This is a genomic window from Caldifarcimen microaerophilum, assembly GCF_055387105.1.
This window is the reverse complement of the sequence record NZ_AP038914.1, coordinates 1,175,582-1,193,642: the sequence shown is the minus strand read 5'-3', so window position 1 is coordinate 1,193,642 and position 18,061 is coordinate 1,175,582. Positions and strand designations below refer to the sequence as shown.

The 18,061-nt window shown below is 59.2% G+C and carries 9 protein-coding genes and 1 CRISPR repeat array (1 of these 10 only partly in view); of the genes, 2 read left to right on the top strand and 7 right to left on the bottom strand.

What is annotated here, in order from left to right; genetic code table 11:
* Positions 1-46: 46 nt before the first annotated feature.
* On the top strand, positions 47-943 hold the full coding sequence (locus AC6HU3_RS05540; RefSeq protein ID WP_497472789.1) for a hypothetical protein: 897 nt from the start codon (positions 47-49) through the stop codon (positions 941-943).
* A 125-nt stretch (positions 944-1,068) separates the two neighbouring features.
* Positions 1,069-2,157, top strand: a complete 1,089-nt coding sequence (locus tag AC6HU3_RS05535; RefSeq protein WP_497472788.1) for a hypothetical protein — start codon at positions 1,069-1,071, stop codon at positions 2,155-2,157.
* Here AC6HU3_RS05535 and AC6HU3_RS05530 read toward each other — a convergent pair.
* Genes AC6HU3_RS05530 through metG form a run of 7 tightly spaced genes read right to left on the bottom strand, consistent with a single transcriptional unit; the run spans position 2,088 to position 12,002 of the window.
* Entirely contained in the window at positions 2,088-5,096 is a 3,009-nt protein-coding gene (locus AC6HU3_RS05530; protein ID WP_497472787.1) for an adenylate/guanylate cyclase domain-containing protein, read from the bottom strand. The genes AC6HU3_RS05535 and AC6HU3_RS05530 overlap by 70 nt on opposite strands.
* Positions 5,097-5,104: 8 nt before the next feature.
* Entirely contained in the window at positions 5,105-5,827 is a 723-nt protein-coding gene (gene lptB, locus AC6HU3_RS05525) for an LPS export ABC transporter ATP-binding protein (RefSeq protein WP_497472786.1), read from the bottom strand.
* Entirely contained in the window at positions 5,805-6,704 is a 900-nt protein-coding gene (locus AC6HU3_RS05520) for a hypothetical protein (RefSeq protein WP_497472785.1), read from the bottom strand. Before AC6HU3_RS05520 ends, lptB begins: the two co-directional genes overlap by 23 nt.
* Positions 6,705-6,716: 12 nt before the next feature.
* The gene (gene coaE, locus AC6HU3_RS05515) at positions 6,717-7,334 is read right to left on the bottom strand and encodes a dephospho-CoA kinase (RefSeq protein ID WP_497472784.1); all 618 of its coding nucleotides are present in this window, start codon (positions 7,332-7,334) and stop codon (positions 6,717-6,719) included.
* Positions 7,331-9,070 (bottom strand): tetratricopeptide repeat protein, encoded by a 1,740-nt coding sequence (locus AC6HU3_RS05510; RefSeq protein ID WP_497472783.1) that lies wholly within the window; start codon positions 9,068-9,070, stop codon positions 7,331-7,333. Before AC6HU3_RS05510 ends, coaE begins: the two co-directional genes overlap by 4 nt.
* Positions 9,067-9,975, bottom strand: coding sequence for a DNA polymerase III subunit delta (locus AC6HU3_RS05505; protein ID WP_497472782.1), 909 nt, complete (start codon positions 9,973-9,975; stop codon positions 9,067-9,069). Before AC6HU3_RS05505 ends, AC6HU3_RS05510 begins: the two co-directional genes overlap by 4 nt.
* A gap of 26 nt (positions 9,976-10,001) precedes the next feature.
* Positions 10,002-12,002, bottom strand: a complete 2,001-nt coding sequence (metG, locus tag AC6HU3_RS05500; protein ID WP_497472781.1) for a methionine--tRNA ligase — start codon at positions 12,000-12,002, stop codon at positions 10,002-10,004.
* A gap of 183 nt (positions 12,003-12,185) precedes the next feature.
* Positions 12,186-18,061: direct repeats of the CRISPR family, unit length 30 nt; unit sequence GTTTCCATCCCTTATAGGTAGGCTCGAAAC (it continues 7 nt past the right edge of the window).

Below are 18,061 nucleotides of genomic sequence, written 5' to 3'. Positions count from 1 at the left end.
ACACAACACGATGATGGGTCACCATATAAAAACAGGAGGTATGGCCATGCGGAGGAAGGGATATCTCCTCATCCTCCTCGGAGGGCTGGCGCTTGCCGCATGTGGGAAAGGGGACAAAACCACGCCACCGGTTGAAGGGAGCGGCCTCACCCAGGATGCGGCAAGCGAGATCGTCCAGGATCTTCAGACGGGGAATCTCCCCCTCACACCCCTTGGTCCGGGCATGATGCTGGGGTTCGTGGGGGGCGCGGGGAAAGCTCCCCTCCAGGCGTGCAGCATTACCTGGACGGGGGATACCACCGATGCGGACCAGGACGGGGTTCCGGTGAACGTGAGCACGGAGGTGGATTGCGACACCACGATGGCGGATTCCATGTATACCATGCGTCAGATGGTTCGGGGTCGAGTGGAGGCCACCGACGCCAACGACAGCGATCCCTGGGTGGGACGGGTGGCCTTTTCCGGGTTGGGGGGGAACGGACCGTTCGAAATGCTGATGGAAGAAACAGGTCCTCAATACGCTTACGCCTCGGAAAGCCGGATTCAAGGTTTCGTTGAAGCCACCCATCAGGGGAACACGTTTGGGAATCGGGTGGACATGGATCTTTATATGCGCCAGGACGACGGGATGAACCCGGAAACCCTTGCCCTGACCTACCAGGGCAGTTTGACCTTCACCCCCTCGGATCCCACCTGGAATCCGGGTCAGAGCGAGACCCCGGATGGAGAGCTGACAATGAATGCCACCTGGACCCTGGACGGTGTGGGGGCCCTCACGGTGTCTACCCCCGTGCCCCTTCAGCTTTCGGCCTCCTGCGGGGGTGATCCCGTGGCAGGCACCCTCCGGATCACGGATGGTGCAAACGTGCTGGAAATCACCTGGTCGTCCTGCAACCAGTGGACGGCGACTTACAACGGTAACCCCCTCCCAACGGCATTCTGATCCCCTTGTGTGGGCACGGTTGGGCGGGGCCTCTGGCCCCGCCCGCTTTTTGTGTGATATTCCTCACGCACGGACGGGGGAATCTGCGTATAATATACGTGGACGATCCGAACAGGAGGTGGAGTATGAAATGGATGGCGTGGATGATGTTTCTGCTTTTTGCACCGGGGGGACTGCACGCCCAACTGGATCCCCTGGTGGAATTCTGGACGGGGCTTTCCGTCAATTTGATGGGGAAAAACTTTTCCTACACGGGAACTGCCAACCTGACCGTAGGCGGCGTGCCCGTATACACGGGCCCGGTGAGTTATTTCTACAGCATGGTCCTGGATGAGGCTCAGGGGCGATACGAGTACTCACTCACCCGTTCCGACACAACGAACTTTCCCGGGTTCAACTTTTCCCTTTCCAACCAACCCATGCGTACGGACACCCTGTTCCGCACCACGCTCACCCTGGAATTCTTTCCCTTTATGGATGTCCGGGACACCACGCTGTCCCCGGCCAGCCTTCACGTGCCCGTGGCGATGGAACTCTCCCCTGTCGGAAACCCCCTTCCGGACACCCTCCCCCTTGCGGGATATTTTGATACGGCCTATCCCCTGCAGGTTCTCCTGGATCCCACCCACACGTATGCAACCGGAGAATGGGACACCATCTGGATCGCGGGAACCGAGCCCTTTGCGCTGATTCTGGAGGACACCCTTCCTGTGAGTCTGGTTCCCTATCCGGCCACGTGCGTTCCCACGGATTCCACCGTCCATCAATATCACCTCGTGTTTGAAGACACGGTGCGAATGTGGGACGGCTCGGACATGCTTCTCCACCTGGACCGGCACTACTGGATGGTCCCCGGCTGCTTCATCGTGAAGGACTCCGTCTATCGCACCCTCACCCCCCTGGTCGCAAGAGGTAAGGCGGCGCAGAGCCAGACGTTCAACAGCAGCATGGCGCTGGACAATATCGTTTCTGTCCATGAAAACCCCATCCCCGCAGCAGGTGACCCCGTGCGGCTTCGGGTGATCCCCGGAGGGATGCGTCTTGAGGGTGTGAGGGCCGCCCACCGGATCCACGTGCTGGATCTTTCGGGGAGACATATGCTTTCCGGAAAGGGCCTGCGGGAGCTGAGGCTTCCTCCAGGGCGTTATGTGCTTGTGGTGGAGGATCCGGCATCCCGGACCCGGTGGGTTTTGAAAGGGATATCCCTGAGGTAATCCTCTGGAAGGCTGAACGCCTTCACCTCCTGGACAAAGATCTCCTGGAGGAGGGGGGAGAGGTGGGGAGCCGAGTGCCGAGCTTTCCACAGGGCAAAACGGAGGAGCCGGAACAGGCGCTGTTCGAGGAGTTCTCTCAAAAATTCCCGCCACCTTTCCGGAGTGAAAGGCTCGGGGAAAGGAAGGGCGTGGGGCATGGGAAGGGCAAAAACCCAGGCCACAATGGAATGGGCCACCACGCTCGGAACCTCCTCGAGCCAGGCCAGGGCATCCGGTGGAGGTTCCGAAGGACTTCCCTGGAGCCTCCGGAGGAGGGCGAGAAAAATCCGGGTGACCTGACGGATGGTGACATCTTCCTCAAAGAGAGGATGACGGGAACAGCTCTCAAGATACACAAGTGCGCGATCCAGGTCTCCCATGACGAGCAGGTAGAGTATACCCAGATTGTGTAAGAGGCCGAGTTCAGAATAGGGATCCTCCCCCTGAACGCTCTCAAGGGTTTCTTCCCATAGTGCCAGTCCCCCCACCATGTCCAGGCGATCATTGATCAGGAGCATCCCCAGTTCGATTTTGGCCTTGATCACGATTTTGGGATCCTGATACGCCTCTCCCATCCGAACGACCCGCCAGAAGAGCTCTTCCGCTTCCTCCACCTTTCCCGCTTTTCGCAGGGTCCGGGCGTATTCAAACAGAAACAGGGGCCAGGATTCCCGGATCCCGTGTTCCCGGGCAAATTCCAGCGCCCGGGCGTGAAGGTTCAGGGCTTCCTCCACCTTGCCCTGAAGGCGTCGGGCGGAGGCAAGCCAGTGGAGAAGATACGCCTGCCCCCGGGCCGAAAGGTTGCCCCGGAACGCTTCCCGCACGAGATCCTCCAGCGCATCCAGATCCATTTCGATGGCATACACCCGGGCGAGTTCCACCCACACGTCTTCTGCCATCCCACCTCCCCCGGCATCCCGGAGTCCCTCCAGGATTTTCCGGGCCTCCTCGATCTTTCCGCCTTCCACCAGGAGAGAGGCACGGGTCAGGGCCACCCGGTGGGGATGGGCCGGAACCGGGGGGATGTGTTCTTCGAGAAACCGTAGTCCCTCGTCCACCCGACCGAAAAGCCCCAGGAGTTCGGCCCCCAGAAGGGCGGCCTGTTCCCGGAGGAGGGGAGAGACTCCTCCCCTGCCGAGAAGGTCCCTCACCACCTGCCACGCCCTCTCCCGATCGCCCAGGCCATACAGCGCCCGGGCTTCCAGATACAGCATTTCCCGTTCCCGCTCGGGATCGGGATGTTCCTCCAGGGCTTTGCGAATCACCTCCAGGAGGCGCATGGCCCGCCGGGTTTCCCCTGTCCTGAGAAGATGGCGGACCGCCATCACTCCGAAAAGGACCGTCCGGTCCCATAACCCGGCGTGGAAGGCATGCAGGGCCAGCTGATCCGGAGCCCCTTTCCCCTGAAGAAGGCGATGAAAAACCTGTGCGTGGAGTTCTCTGCGCACACGCTGGAGCATCATGTTCCAGACCACATCCCGCAACAGGGGATGGCGGAAACGATAGGTTTCCCCTTCTTTCTGGATCACCCCTTTGTTCAAAAGGGCCTGAAACACGGGATCGTCCGGCGAAAGATCCAGAAGGGAAAGATCCTTCCTGGAAAAAGTGGCCCCCAGCACCGATATCCGCTTGAGAAGTTCTTTTTCCTTCCGGGGAAGGGTGTCCACCTGGCTTGCAAAGATGCTTTCCATCCGGAAGGATCGCCGGGTTCCGTCCCGGGATGCGGCCTGAAGGGCCACCTCCACGAACAGGGGAATTCCCCCGCTTTCAGCGAGGATGCTCTCCCGCTCCGCCGGGCTCAGATCCGTCTCTTCGAGGAGGCGTTCGATGGCTTCGGCGGGAAGGGGCTCCAGCCGGACCCACCGGGTGTCAAATCCCAGGAAGGCCAGGCTGCCTTCCAGGCGGCGAGCCAGGTCTTCCCCTTCGGGACGGACGGTGACCACCACCCGAAGCGGCCGGCTGCCCAGGTGAAAGAAAGTTTGCTCCAGCTTTTCCGTGGAGGGCCGATCCAGCCACTGAAGGTCTTCCACCCAGATCACACCCCGGGGGTAGGCTTCAAGCCACGCGCGGAGAACCTCCTCACCAGGGAAGGTTCGAAGAAGGCGAACAGGCCGGTTCTTTACCGCCTCGTCCACCAGCCGGGTTTTCCCCACCCCCGCTGGCCCCATCACCACCACCAGAACCCGATCCCGATCCAGCGCGTTCTGAAGGAGCTGCACTTCCTTTTCTCGTCCCACGAAAGGAAGGCGCCACCGGCGGGAGGGGCGCGTGGGCTCCACCAGGGCGTCCACCCGGAAGATCCGGACAGGCTGTTCCCGATTTTTGACCCTCGTCTCCCCTACAAACGTTCCCTGGACCCGCTCTTCCACCAGGGCGTGGGTGGTTTCGGAGATGTAGATTTCGTTGGCCCCGGACAGACTCTGGATGCGCTGGGCCACGTTGACCGTGTCCCCCAGGACGGTGAAATCCTGGGCCTGCCCGCTTCCCATGAGGGTGAGGAGCACCTCCCCGGTGTGGATGCCGAAGTGGAGGCCGATCCCTTCCCTTTCGGCCCAGGTCCGGAGGGCAAAGGCCGCCCGAACGGCATGGAGGGCGTGATGTTCCAGGGCCTGAGGTGCGCCGAACAGGACCAGGGCGGCATCCCCCATCATTTTGTTCACCACACCCCCCTCTGCACGCACCACCTGATCCACCGCCTGAAAAAAGCGATCCAGCAGCGCCTCCACCTCCTCCACGTCCATCTGTTCCGAAAGGCGGGTGAAGCCCACCACGTCCACAAACATCACCGTAGCGATTTTGCGTTCTTCTTCCTGCCGGAGGGTTTCCAGAGGCGTGCCGCACAGCCCGCAAAACCGCATCTTCTCGGGCCAGGTCTCACCGCAGTGGGGACAGCGGATCATGATCCACCTCAGAGGGAAAAGCGCTCGCCCAGATAGATCTCCCGGACCCGCTCGTCTTCCATGAGGCGTTCGGGCGGGCCTTCCAGCAGGATCTGGCCCTGATAGATAATATAGGCCCGATCGGTGATCTGGAGGGTTTCCCTCACGTTGTGGTCCGTGATCAGAACGCCGATGCCCAGGTCGACGAGCTGGCGAATGATGTCCTGGATCTCCTCCCGGGTTTTGGGGTCAATGCCGGTGAAGGGCTCGTCCAGGAGGAGAAAACGGGGAGAAAGGGCCAGGCTCCGGGCGATCTCCACCCGCCGGCGTTCTCCACCGGAAAGGACTTCCGCCACCCGATCCCGGAGGTGCCAGACCCCCATGCGCTCCAGGGCTTCCTTTGCCCGCTCGCGGGCTTCTTCTTTCGGGACCCCCCGGATCTCCAGCACGCCGTACACGTTGTCAAACACCGAAAGTTTGCGGAAAATGGAGGGCTCCTGAGGAAGGTAACCCAGCCCCAGTCGGGCCCGGCGATACATGGGCCATCCCGTGATATCCACGTCGTCCACCTGCACCCGGCCGGACGTGGGACGGATCACGCCCATGACCATATAGAAGGTCGTGGTTTTTCCCGCGCCGTTGGGACCGAGAAGGCCCACGACCTCCCCGGTGTTCACCTCGAGGGAAATCCCGTCCACCGCCCGTTTGCGGCGGTATACCTTCACGAGATCAAGGGCTTTCAGCGTCGCCATGGAAACCTTCCTCGGACGTGGGCTGGAAGAGGCCTTCCACCCGGTTCAGGGCCTCCACCCGGGCCACCCGGGCCGAATCCGGGGCAAACCAGGCCACCAGACGGTCCGCTGTCAGCTCCAGGTTCTCCTGTTTAAGCCGGGCGTTCTCCTCCACCTCCACCTCCTCCACCCGTCCGTCTTTGAGGATAAACCGGATCCGCCGTCCCGTCACCTCCCCGTCGCCATACACCAGTTGCGCCGGGTCTCCCAGAAGCTCTCCCCGACCTTCTTCGGGCTCGTAGATCAGGCTGACCGCAAGGGCCCGATAGGACGGATGAATCACGTCCACGGCGGAATCGGCGAAGACCCGGTTCTCCTCAAGTCTCAGAACCCCTGCCACCACCCGCAGGGTCTCTTCGCCGGAAACCAGATGCATCTCCGGAAGAGGCAGGCCCCACACATACACGCCGCCCTCCACAAGCCACCCTTCCCGCCCCACCACCCGCGCGTTGTGCCGGGGAACGTCCAGAAGAACCGGGGAAAAGCGGGCCTCTTTTCCGGCGAGGACCAGACAGTCCGTGTGGAGCACGACGGACGAGTCCTGATACATCACCGAATCCCGGAACAGCGTGAAGGTGTCCCGGTCGGGAATGAGGAGGAGCCGGAGGGCCCGGATGGTTCGGAGGGTGTCCGCAAAAGACACCCCGTCCCACGCCTCGTGGATTCCCCCGGTTTCCACGTATCGTCCCTGACTCCCCGAAAGCACCCATTCGGGGGTGACTAGACGGAAGGAACCCCGGAGCACGACCACGCGGACCCCGTGGAGGGCCTGGATCTCCAGGTCGGGAGCCTCAAGGGAAAAGGCCGGTGGGGCCAGGAGGAGCGCCCAGAGCATCATTCCCCACCGCCCTCAGAAATCGTATTCGTCTTCGTCCTCCTCCCCGTCCCCCTCCATGATGGCTTCCCACACCTTCCGTGCAGCCCGCTCCAGGTCGTCCAGTGTTCCGTCGTTGGTGATCACGAAATCCACCCGATCCCGCTTCTCATCATCCGGGATCTGGCTTGCCAGGATGGCTTCCGCCAGTTCCCGGCTGTATCCGGCCCGTTCCATGAGGCGCTGGATGAGCACCTCCCGGGGGGCGGTGACCAGGACCAGGATGTCGAAGGCGTCCTCCATCCGATATTCAAAGATCAGGGGGGCGTCCACCACCACCGGCCCCGGGGGCGCCTTTTCCACCCGGGTCTGGAGGGCCTCAATGATGTCCTCGGCCAGGATCTCGGTGAGCTCATCGGCCCGTCCTTCCAGAAACACCTTTTCCGCAAGTTTTCTCCGGTCAATCCCGTGCTCCCCCGCCACATCCGGCCCGAAGGTTTCCACGATCTCCGGAACGTGCCGGGCAAGGACCTCGCGGGCGAGGGCGTCCGCATCCACCAGATAGGCCCCGTAGGATCGGAAGATCCGGGCCACGGTGCTCTTGCCGGACCCCGCGTTTCCGGTGATCCCGATGGTGAACTTGCGCCGTGTCATCGCCCTCCTTCTCCTGTGGAAAGTTCTTGAAGTTTTTTCTCGATCCGGGAGCGGTCCTCGGGCGGAGCCACCCGGAGGGCCTCTCTGTAATACCGGCGGGCTTTTTGGCTATCTCCCAGCCGGTGGTACAGATCCCCCAGGTGTTCCAGAATCTCCGGATCGTCCTTGCCGCCGTTCACGTAGGCCCGATCCAGATAGGCTTTGGCCTGTCCCAGGTCTCCCACGAGAAAGTAGTACCACCCCATGGAATCCAGATAGGCGGGCACATCCGGCCGGAGTTTCAGGGCAAGTTCGATGTATGGCTTCGCCTCTTCCGGATCCCCTCCGGTGGTGAGGATCAGGTATCCCAGGTTGTTGGCATAGGTGGCCCGGGCCGAGTCGGTCTGGGTGGTGTCTGCGAGCAGGCTTTCATACATTCTGCGGGCGGTGGCCACATCCCCCTGCTCGGTGGCCAGAAGGGCCCGGAGAAACCGCCCCTGCGTGTTGAGGGAATCCAGGGCGAGCAGGCGGTCCAGAGCCTCCTGGGCTTCCCGATAGGCCCGGATGGCATAGAGCTGCTCGGCCGCCGCGGCGAGAAAGGCCGTGTCCTTCCGGAACCGGATGGCGCGGGTGAGGAGTTCCCGGGCTTTCCAGGGTTTCCCCGCCTGGATGTAGGCTTCCGAAAGAAAGATCATCTCCGTGTCCGAAAGGAAGGGCGGGTGGATCCCGGAAAGGAGATGGATGGCCTCCCGGGGCTGCTGGGTGGCCAGAAGAAGAAACACGAGAAACGTCCGGTAGGTCCGTCGTTTTTCCGGTGTGCGGGCCAGGCGAACGGCCGCCCGGGCTTCCTCGAGGGCCCGGGCAGGCTGGCGGAGGTTCCAGAGGGTCCGGGCCAGGAGATCCCGCACCTCGGCACTCCGGGGATAAAAGGATTTGAGCACCGACAGGTGTTCCAGAGACCGGCGGTATCGCCGATCTTCAAAATACGTGCGGGCAAGAAGCAGGCGGTAGGGATAGGCAAAGGGATCAAAGTTCACCAGGGCTTCGAGAAGGGGATAGGCCTCCTGATATTTTCCCATCCGCACATAGAGAAGGCCCAGACGATAGAGCACCTCCGGATCCCCGGGCGAGGCCCGTTTGGCCTCCTCCAGGGCCTGCACCGCCGCCTCCAGTTTCCCCGTCCGCTCATACACCAGGGCCATCCCTTTGGCCGCCCGGAGGGTGTCCCCCGCTTCCCGGAGACGTTCAAACACCGCGAGGGCGGAGTCCGGCTTGCCGGTCTGAAGGAGGGCATAGCCCAGATAATTCAGCACGTCTGGATCTTCCTGGTGTTCCAGGACCTTTCCGTAAAGGCGGGCCGCCGTTTCGTAATCGTCCCAGTTCTGATGGATGTCCGCCAGGAGACGGAGGAGGTCCGGGTTGTTCATGGCGAGGATGCGCTTTTCTCGCTTGAGAATCCAGTTTTTCTTCTGAAGCATGAACGCGGCGCGGAGGGCGCGGTCCCAGGCCTCCGGGGGAATGGAATCCCCCCGGGTTTCCGCCTCTTCCACCACCCGGAGGACATAGGCGTAATCCCGGGCGTCAAATCCGGCCTCGGCCAGCATGCGCAGGAAATAGGGGTCGTTCGTTTCCCGAAAGGCGCGCTCCAGGAGGGCCCGGGCTTCTTTCCATTTGCCGGCCTGAAGGAGATTTTCGGCATCCAGCTGGACCGTGATGGGGTCCACCTGAAGCACGAGGAGCCACAGAAATACGGTCATGATCCCTTTTCCGTCAGGTTCTGGAAGGGCCGGTTCAGGGCGGCGAGCAGGGTATGACGGAGGGCCAGGGAAAACCGGCCCTGGTTCCGGGCGACCACCTGGACGGCTGAAAGGTGGTGCCACAGCCGAAGAAGGTCCTTTTCCGTGTAGGTTTGGTTCCACCGCTCATACACACGGGCCTTCCAGGCAAGGCGGACCTCCCGCCCCGTCTTGCGAGCGAGGAGGTCCTTGAGGGCGGTGTGCTTCAGAGCAGGGATCACCTGTTCATCCATCCCGTGATCCTCCAGCACCCGGGCCAGGGTGGGACCGTCGCCGTTGAGCAGAGCATCCCCCAGGGCATAGATCCGGCTTTCCAGACCGGGAAGCAGGTTCATGAGGGCCGGGAGATCCAGGGTGTCCCGATAGAGTTCCAGGACGTCCAGAACGCGGGCGGCCTTTTCCAGCGGCTCGCCCCGCAGGTGGGTCCACAGAAGCCGATAGGCCTCCGTGGTAAGGGAGAGTTTGCGCCGGCGGATTTCCGCCCGGAGCCATTGTTCCTGGGAGCGATAGGAGAGTTTCGGGAAAAGGACAACCTGAGCCGGAAAATCCCTGGGGAGGCGAAGTTCCTTTTCGGAGGTGAACACCACGTGGGTGGGAGGGGAAAGCAGAACACGAGCCATTGCGGTCCATTCCCGTTCTTTCCACGCCTCCACGTGGTCCACCCACAGGAGGGGGAGATCCCCCCACAGTCCCTGAGAAAGATGCAGGGATACCTCCTGCGGTCCAGCCTCCGACGCATCCAGGCGGGTGAGGACCTTTCCGGTGTGGGTCTGGAGATACTCCAGGGCCTTCCGCCAGATATACCGCTCCGGACCGTGAAACACAAACACGCGATCCCCGGGAAGCCCATCCCGCAGGGAACGCATGAACTGATGCATCCGGGCTTCGGGACTCACCGCACCTCGCTGCCCTCAGGCACCTCGCGGTCGGGCGAAAGGAGAACGGCCCGCCCCTCCGGGTCCGTGGCCGCCAGGATCATGCCCTGGGACTCCACCCCCCGGATTTTCCGGGGTTTGAGGTTCACGAGCACCGGGACCTGGCGGCCCACCAGGGCTTCCGGATCATAGGCATCCCGGATCCCCGCCACCAGAGTCCGGACCTCTCCCCCCACCGACACCTTCAGGACAAGGAGTTTGTCCGCGTTGGGATGAGGTTCGGCCGAAAGGATGCGCCCGATCCGGATCTCCAGCCGGGCAAAGTCGTCATAGGTGATTTCCGGTTTGTGCTCCACCGTCTTCTCCTCCTTCGCCGGCGCCGTCTCTTTCTTCTGGCCGATCACCACCGGCCCTTCAATTTTGGGGAAAAGGACTTCCGGTTCGTGGATGGTCCGTCCGGCCAGCCCCGGGTCCGGGATGGCCGCATCATCAAACGCGGGAAGGTCCATCTCCAGCCAGGACGCCACCCGTGCGGACGTTTCCGGAAGAACGGGCTCCGCCCAGGTGATGAGGGCCCGGAGGATCTGGAGGGAGGTGTAGAGGGCCTGATGGGCTTTCCGGGGTTCGGTCTTCCGGTGGCGCCAGGGCTCTTTCTGGTCCAGATACCGGTTCCCCAGGCGGGCCACCTCCATCACCCCGAAGAGGGCGTCCCGGAAGCGGAACTCGCCATAGGCCTCCCGGATCTGTGTTCCCAGCTCCCGCAGGCGCCCCAGGGCCTCCACCTCCTCGCTTCCCCATTCCACCGCCTCCACCTTTCCTCCCAGGTGGCGGGTGATGAAGGAGAGGGTGCGCTGGATGAAGTTCCCGAAGGTATCGGCCAGCTCGTTGTTCACCCGCTCCCGGAAGATGTCCAGATCGAACTCGCTGTCCTTGGTTTCGGGCATGATGGCGGTGAGAACGTACCGCCAGTAGTCTGCGGGATAGGCGGAAAGGGCATCCCGGAGCCAGATGGCCGTGCCCCGGCTGGTGGAGAACTTCTCACCCCCCCGGAAGACCAGGAACTGATTGGCCGGGATGTCGGCCGGGAGCACCAACTCTCCGTGGGCCATGAGCATGGCGGGCCACACGATGGCGTGGAAAATGATGTTGTCTTTCCCGATGAAGTGCACCAGGCGGGTGTCGGGATCCTTCCACCAGGTTTCCCAGGCCTCCGGGTTCCATTCCCGGGTGGCGGAGATATACCCGATGGGGGCGTCGAACCACACATAGAGGACCTTGCCCCGGGCTTCCTCCAGGGGAACGGGCACGCCCCAGGAGAGGTCGCGGGTGATGGGGCGATCCTGCAGGCCCTCCCGGATCCAGGAGAGGGCGGTGTTGCGAACGTGGGGCTTCCAGTGGGTTTTCTTCTCCAGCCAGGCCCTCAGAGGTTCAGCATACCGGGAGAGCCGGAAGTAGTAGTGAAAGGTCTCCCGGGGTTCGGGCGGGTTTCCGCACAGGGCGCAACGGGGTTCCACGAGCTGAAAGGGCTCCAGCCACCGCCCGCAGGACTCGCACTGATCGCCCCGGGCCTGGGCACCGCAATAGGGGCAGGTCCCCTCCACATACCGGTCTGGCAGGAACACCTGATCCGTGGAGCAGTAGAACTGGATGACGGGGCGTTTTTCGATGTCCCCCCGTTCATACAGCCGGAGGAAGAACTGCTGGCTCATTTCGTGGTGGATGGGGCGGGAGGTGCGGGAGAAGTGGGTGAAGGCGATGTGGAAGTCCTCAAAATCTTTGCGGATCACTTCGTGGTAGTGGTCCACGAGTTCTTTCGGGGAGATGCCCTTTTTCTGGGCGGCCAGGGTGATGGCGGCGCCGTGCTCGTCGGTGCCGCAGATGTGGATCACGTCCTCTCCGATGCGCCGGAGAAAGCGGGTGTAGATGTCGGCGGGCAGATAAGCACCCGCCAGATGGCCCAGATGGAGAGGACCGTTGGCATAGGGAAGGGCACTGGTGACCAGCGTTCGCCTGGACATCGTTCTCCTCAGTGGTGCGGGGAAAATTATAGGGGGGAGGGATGGTTCTTTCAAGGAACGGGGGTTCCGTCAGAAACTTTGCGGGGACCCCGATAAACTCCAGAGATTTTACGGTTTTCAGGATGTTTTTTCATGTCGGGGTCCCCACGAGGTTTTTGGTGTTGAAAACCTCGTGGGGTGGCTCTTTCCATCCCTTATAGGTAGGCTCGAAACCATCAACACCTGAATGATCACCCAGGTCGCCGTGGAGTTTCCATCCCTTATAGGTAGGCTCGAAACGTACAATCGAGGGAAAAAGAAAGAAAAAGATTTACTGTTTCCATCCCTTATAGGTAGGCTCGAAACGTTTCTGGATGCGGAGCGGGAACTTCAGGACCTTGGTTTCCATCCCTTATAGGTAGGCTCGAAACTGCAGAATTTCTGCGGAGGCTGGGAGAGGTGAAAAAGTGTTTCCATCCCTTATAGGTAGGCTCGAAACCCGATAAGGATCCGCCCTGTTTCTGGATCGTGTTCAAGTTTCCATCCCTTATAGGTAGGCTCGAAACCGGTTTCCTTCCGCCGGAGGAAGATTCTCGTGGAGTAGTTTCCATCCCTTATAGGTAGGCTCGAAACGTGTAGCACGTCCACAAGAAAGGCGTCGTTCGTATTTGTTTCCATCCCTTATAGGTAGGCTCGAAACACTTTTTCAGGACCATAGCGTTCCCGCCGTTCCTCGTTTCCATCCCTTATAGGTAGGCTCGAAACCGCTGGAGGGGAAACATCTACCTGCACAACCCGAAACGGTTTCCATCCCTTATAGGTAGGCTCGAAACTCGGAGTTTGTAGGGTATCCTTGAAGCGCCTCCCTGGTTTCCATCCCTTATAGGTAGGCTCGAAACGGCTCAGTCCGGACGCGGAAAGTCTGCGTTCCATCCGGTTTCCATCCCTTATAGGTAGGCTCGAAACAGAACCTCCGCTTTCATCTCCCGCCCTTCAAAAAAGGTTTCCATCCCTTATAGGTAGGCTCGAAACCAACTGCGCCGGCCGGTCGCCGGGTCTGACAGTAATGGTTTCCATCCCTTATAGGTAGGCTCGAAACGCTGTTGTTTCCCCTGATGGAAATGTTCGTACTGGTGTTTCCATCCCTTATAGGTAGGCTCGAAACCGGAACACACGCTCATCCATGCGGTCCACGCCAATTTGTTTCCATCCCTTATAGGTAGGCTCGAAACGCACAACTTGTTGTGCGAATTTGCATCACTTGTTGTGGTTTCCATCCCTTATAGGTAGGCTCGAAACGGTCCAACAGACCAACGCTCAAACAAGGAGGATCAGGTTTCCATCCCTTATAGGTAGGCTCGAAACTGAAAAACGCAACCCTGCAAGATGTGCTCGAGGCCCGTTTCCATCCCTTATAGGTAGGCTCGAAACTGCCGTCCGTACTTTACAACCCATTCTAACTCTCGGGTTTCCATCCCTTATAGGTAGGCTCGAAACGCATGGGGCCTTTCGCCACCCTCACCCCATCCACGGTTTCCATCCCTTATAGGTAGGCTCGAAACAGGTCCCCCATTTCCGCCATTGCGCGCGGGATGGAGTTTCCATCCCTTATAGGTAGGCTCGAAACTCTTATAAAGGTATCACACCGGACAACCCGCCACCCGTTTCCATCCCTTATAGGTAGGCTCGAAACGGAAGGGTCGGCCATGTGGTGTGACAAAGGGGATATGTTTCCATCCCTTATAGGTAGGCTCGAAACCCGAAACATGATCCTTGCATGCTCACCAGTTTGCTGTTTCCATCCCTTATAGGTAGGCTCGAAACACCACCACGTCCCCCTTGAAACCTTCGGCGCGGCCGTTTCCATCCCTTATAGGTAGGCTCGAAACGGATTGTTGATGAAGATGGTAATGTTATCCCGATGTCGTTTCCATCCCTTATAGGTAGGCTCGAAACCTTTTCCTTTTTATTTTATTTTGGGAGTCTAGTATCGTTTCCATCCCTTATAGGTAGGCTCGAAACACAAGAGGACGTGTCAAGAATGTGATTTCTCTTGCACGTTTCCATCCCTTATAGGTAGGCTCGAAACGGTGATTCAGGGGTGGGGGAAAAAAGGGTGGGAGGTGATGTTTCCATCCCTTATAGGTAGGCTCGAAACGTTATACCTGCCGTGGACATTATGTCATTTGTGAGAAGTTTCCATCCCTTATAGGTAGGCTCGAAACGCCAGTTCGTTCGGGAGCAGGAAGAGCGGCTAAAGGAGTTTCCATCCCTTATAGGTAGGCTCGAAACGACAGATCTTTCTCCGGGTGAGCGAGAGCGGGCGCGGTTTCCATCCCTTATAGGTAGGCTCGAAACGGCCGTCGTCCTTTCTGTTGCGGATGGCGAACTGCCGTTTCCATCCCTTATAGGTAGGCTCGAAACGCAGGATGTTGGGCTTGATGTCAACCGTGAACACCTGGTTTCCATCCCTTATAGGTAGGCTCGAAACCAGACCATCCCGCGCCATCCTAGACGGGCCAGTTTGGTTTCCATCCCTTATAGGTAGGCTCGAAACGTGTCGCCCTGGTGCTCCTTGTGGTGGTGGCCGGGAGTTTCCATCCCTTATAGGTAGGCTCGAAACTCTCTTCCGGTGCATACTGCCAAGCATCCACGCGACCGTTTCCATCCCTTATAGGTAGGCTCGAAACCTGCCTTCGCGGAGGCGTATGGAGGGACCTGGAGGGGTTTCCATCCCTTATAGGTAGGCTCGAAACGGATTTCTTCTCCCACCCGTTCGTCGTGGAAGTCAGGTTTCCATCCCTTATAGGTAGGCTCGAAACCTACGATGATGTTGTAAGATGGGAAAGATATTTCGAGTTTCCATCCCTTATAGGTAGGCTCGAAACCCAGCGCCCGACCTGCCAGCATCGCCAGCATCCGCGGTTTCCATCCCTTATAGGTAGGCTCGAAACTCGTTACTCCGCCCCCAGTCAACGCCAAACACGTACGTTTCCATCCCTTATAGGTAGGCTCGAAACTCCGCCCGCGCGCGCAAAGCGCCACCCACCTCACCCAGTTTCCATCCCTTATAGGTAGGCTCGAAACGCACAGAGCAACGCTGCCCGATCTTGCGCCGCCACTTTTGTTTCCATCCCTTATAGGTAGGCTCGAAACCGCCCACAGGGAAGGATCCGCCTGGCCCCGGCGGTGTTTCCATCCCTTATAGGTAGGCTCGAAACAACAAGCGCCTCGGCCCACGTTGCGATCGAGCTGGGGTTTCCATCCCTTATAGGTAGGCTCGAAACTGCTAACCTTCTTAAGGTAGCCGGTCGTCAGTTCGCGTTTCCATCCCTTATAGGTAGGCTCGAAACTATTTGTGTTGATATTTCAGAGCAATATTGCGAGATTGCGTTTCCATCCCTTATAGGTAGGCTCGAAACTGGCTAAGGTTCTTGAGGATACCAAGCGGGAACTCTTTGGTTTCCATCCCTTATAGGTAGGCTCGAAACGCGGCACAACCAAGCGCACACGGGGCAACCATCCAACCGTTTCCATCCCTTATAGGTAGGCTCGAAACCGGTAAAGGTGCGCCTTGCCCTCCATTCCCTCATACAGTTTCCATCCCTTATAGGTAGGCTCGAAACCACAGGATAGAACCTCCGGGACGGAAGCATAGCGGTGTTTCCATCCCTTATAGGTAGGCTCGAAACCCTCCAGCACGCTGTCGGACGACGTGCTGCAGGCGGGTTTCCATCCCTTATAGGTAGGCTCGAAACCCTGGCAGAAATGGGGGACCTGGTGGCGGTGGTGTACGGTTTCCATCCCTTATAGGTAGGCTCGAAACACATCGTGATCGAGGTGATGGGATTCAGGATCTATCTGTTTCCATCCCTTATAGGTAGGCTCGAAACTATGCGAAGTTGCTGTCATAGCGCGAAACATTTAAGTGTTTCCATCCCTTATAGGTAGGCTCGAAACCCTCCAGCACGCTGTCGGACGACGTGCTGCAGGCGGGTTTCCATCCCTTATAGGTAGGCTCGAAACCAGAACGCCGAAGATGAAAAAGGAGGTGCGGACATGGCGTTTCCATCCCTTATAGGTAGGCTCGAAACGGCCCAACCCCCGGCTGTTCGGCTATCCCGTGTACGGTTTCCATCCCTTATAGGTAGGCTCGAAACACTTTCACGCCCCCGGAGCCATACGCCAAAACCTCAGTTTCCATCCCTTATAGGTAGGCTCGAAACTGGGGTTTGGGCTCGGGATCATCACGTGGGAGGTGAGTTTCCATCCCTTATAGGTAGGCTCGAAACCTTGATGCTCTTCAAAGCCTTATGGAAGCCGGGGCCGTTTCCATCCCTTATAGGTAGGCTCGAAACCGAGCACGTCGCGCTCCTCACCCCGGTTGACTTCAGTTTCCATCCCTTATAGGTAGGCTCGAAACCGGAATAGGAAGACGGAAATTGAGGAACGGAGGCGGTTTCCATCCCTTATAGGTAGGCTCGAAACTTTTTCCAGCCCGATCCACTTCCCGATTTTCGCAAGGTTTCCATCCCTTATAGGTAGGCTCGAAACACCCCGAGGAGGTTGCGCCGCTGCACACCGCCCTGCGGTTTCCATCCCTTATAGGTAGGCTCGAAACTTCGCCACGGTCATAAGGTTGAGAATGGCATATGCAGTTTCCATCCCTTATAGGTAGGCTCGAAACGGCATGGACCGCCGCGCCTCCGCTATCTCCTGCTCCGGTTTCCATCCCTTATAGGTAGGCTCGAAACCAGCCCGGGTCCGGAGGATGGGGTCGTTATGACACGTTTCCATCCCTTATAGGTAGGCTCGAAACGGATCGGACCTTCCTGTGGGAAGACGTGCTGGGGCGGGGTTTCCATCCCTTATAGGTAGGCTCGAAACTTGCCGTGCGAGCCACGCGGTGGGGAACCGGATACCGGTTTCCATCCCTTATAGGTAGGCTCGAAACGGACCCAGAACCATCCGTTGTCCCATGGGAGACCAACTGGTTTCCATCCCTTATAGGTAGGCTCGAAACGTCCCCGGGACCACGGTCTCAAGGCCACCCGTGCCGTGTTTCCATCCCTTATAGGTAGGCTCGAAACGGAACGCCGGGACAAGCTGCTCGGGCTTGAAACCAGGTTTCCATCCCTTATAGGTAGGCTCGAAACTATCCCGATTGCCGGCCGAACTTCATTGCGGCCTTTGTTTCCATCCCTTATAGGTAGGCTCGAAACAACGGGCGGATCCACCCGGACCACCTTCAGGCGTTCGTTTCCATCCCTTATAGGTAGGCTCGAAACGGTGGGCAGCGGAAAACCTGAACGTCTTTGCAATCCGGGTTTCCATCCCTTATAGGTAGGCTCGAAACCCTTAACGTCCTTTGAGATTGTGGCGGGGGAAACGCGTTTCCATCCCTTATAGGTAGGCTCGAAACCTCATCGGGGTCAGGGTTCCCATGGAGGTGTATATGTTTCCATCCCTTATAGGTAGGCTCGAAACACAGGACCCGCTCTTCGGCCGAACGGGCCTTTGAAAGTTTCCATCCCTTATAGGTAGGCTCGAAACAACCTTCTCCGTCTTCCGCGGGATCCCGGGAATTTCGTTTCCATCCCTTATAGGTAGGCTCGAAACTCCTTATCCATAGCCTTACCTCCTTTCCCTGAAGGGGTTTCCATCCCTTATAGGTAGGCTCGAAACACACAGAAGGGGCTGGAGGCCATCTACAATGATATTCGTTTCCATCCCTTATAGGTAGGCTCGAAACGTTTTCTATATCCGGCCCTTCCTTGTTCCTTACACCGTGTTTCCATCCCTTATAGGTAGGCTCGAAACAGTTCCTGTGGTTCAAGGGGCAACATCCCGCGGGCGCGGTTTCCATCCCTTATAGGTAGGCTCGAAACTCAATATCTGGACGTTGGGAACTGCATCCTTTAAGGGTTTCCATCCCTTATAGGTAGGCTCGAAACCACGGCTTGCGGAAGAAGCCCCGGAAGCATTGCCCCCGTTTCCATCCCTTATAGGTAGGCTCGAAACACACCGGGTGCATGCCGGTGTGCTCGTTGCCCAGGGGTTTCCATCCCTTATAGGTAGGC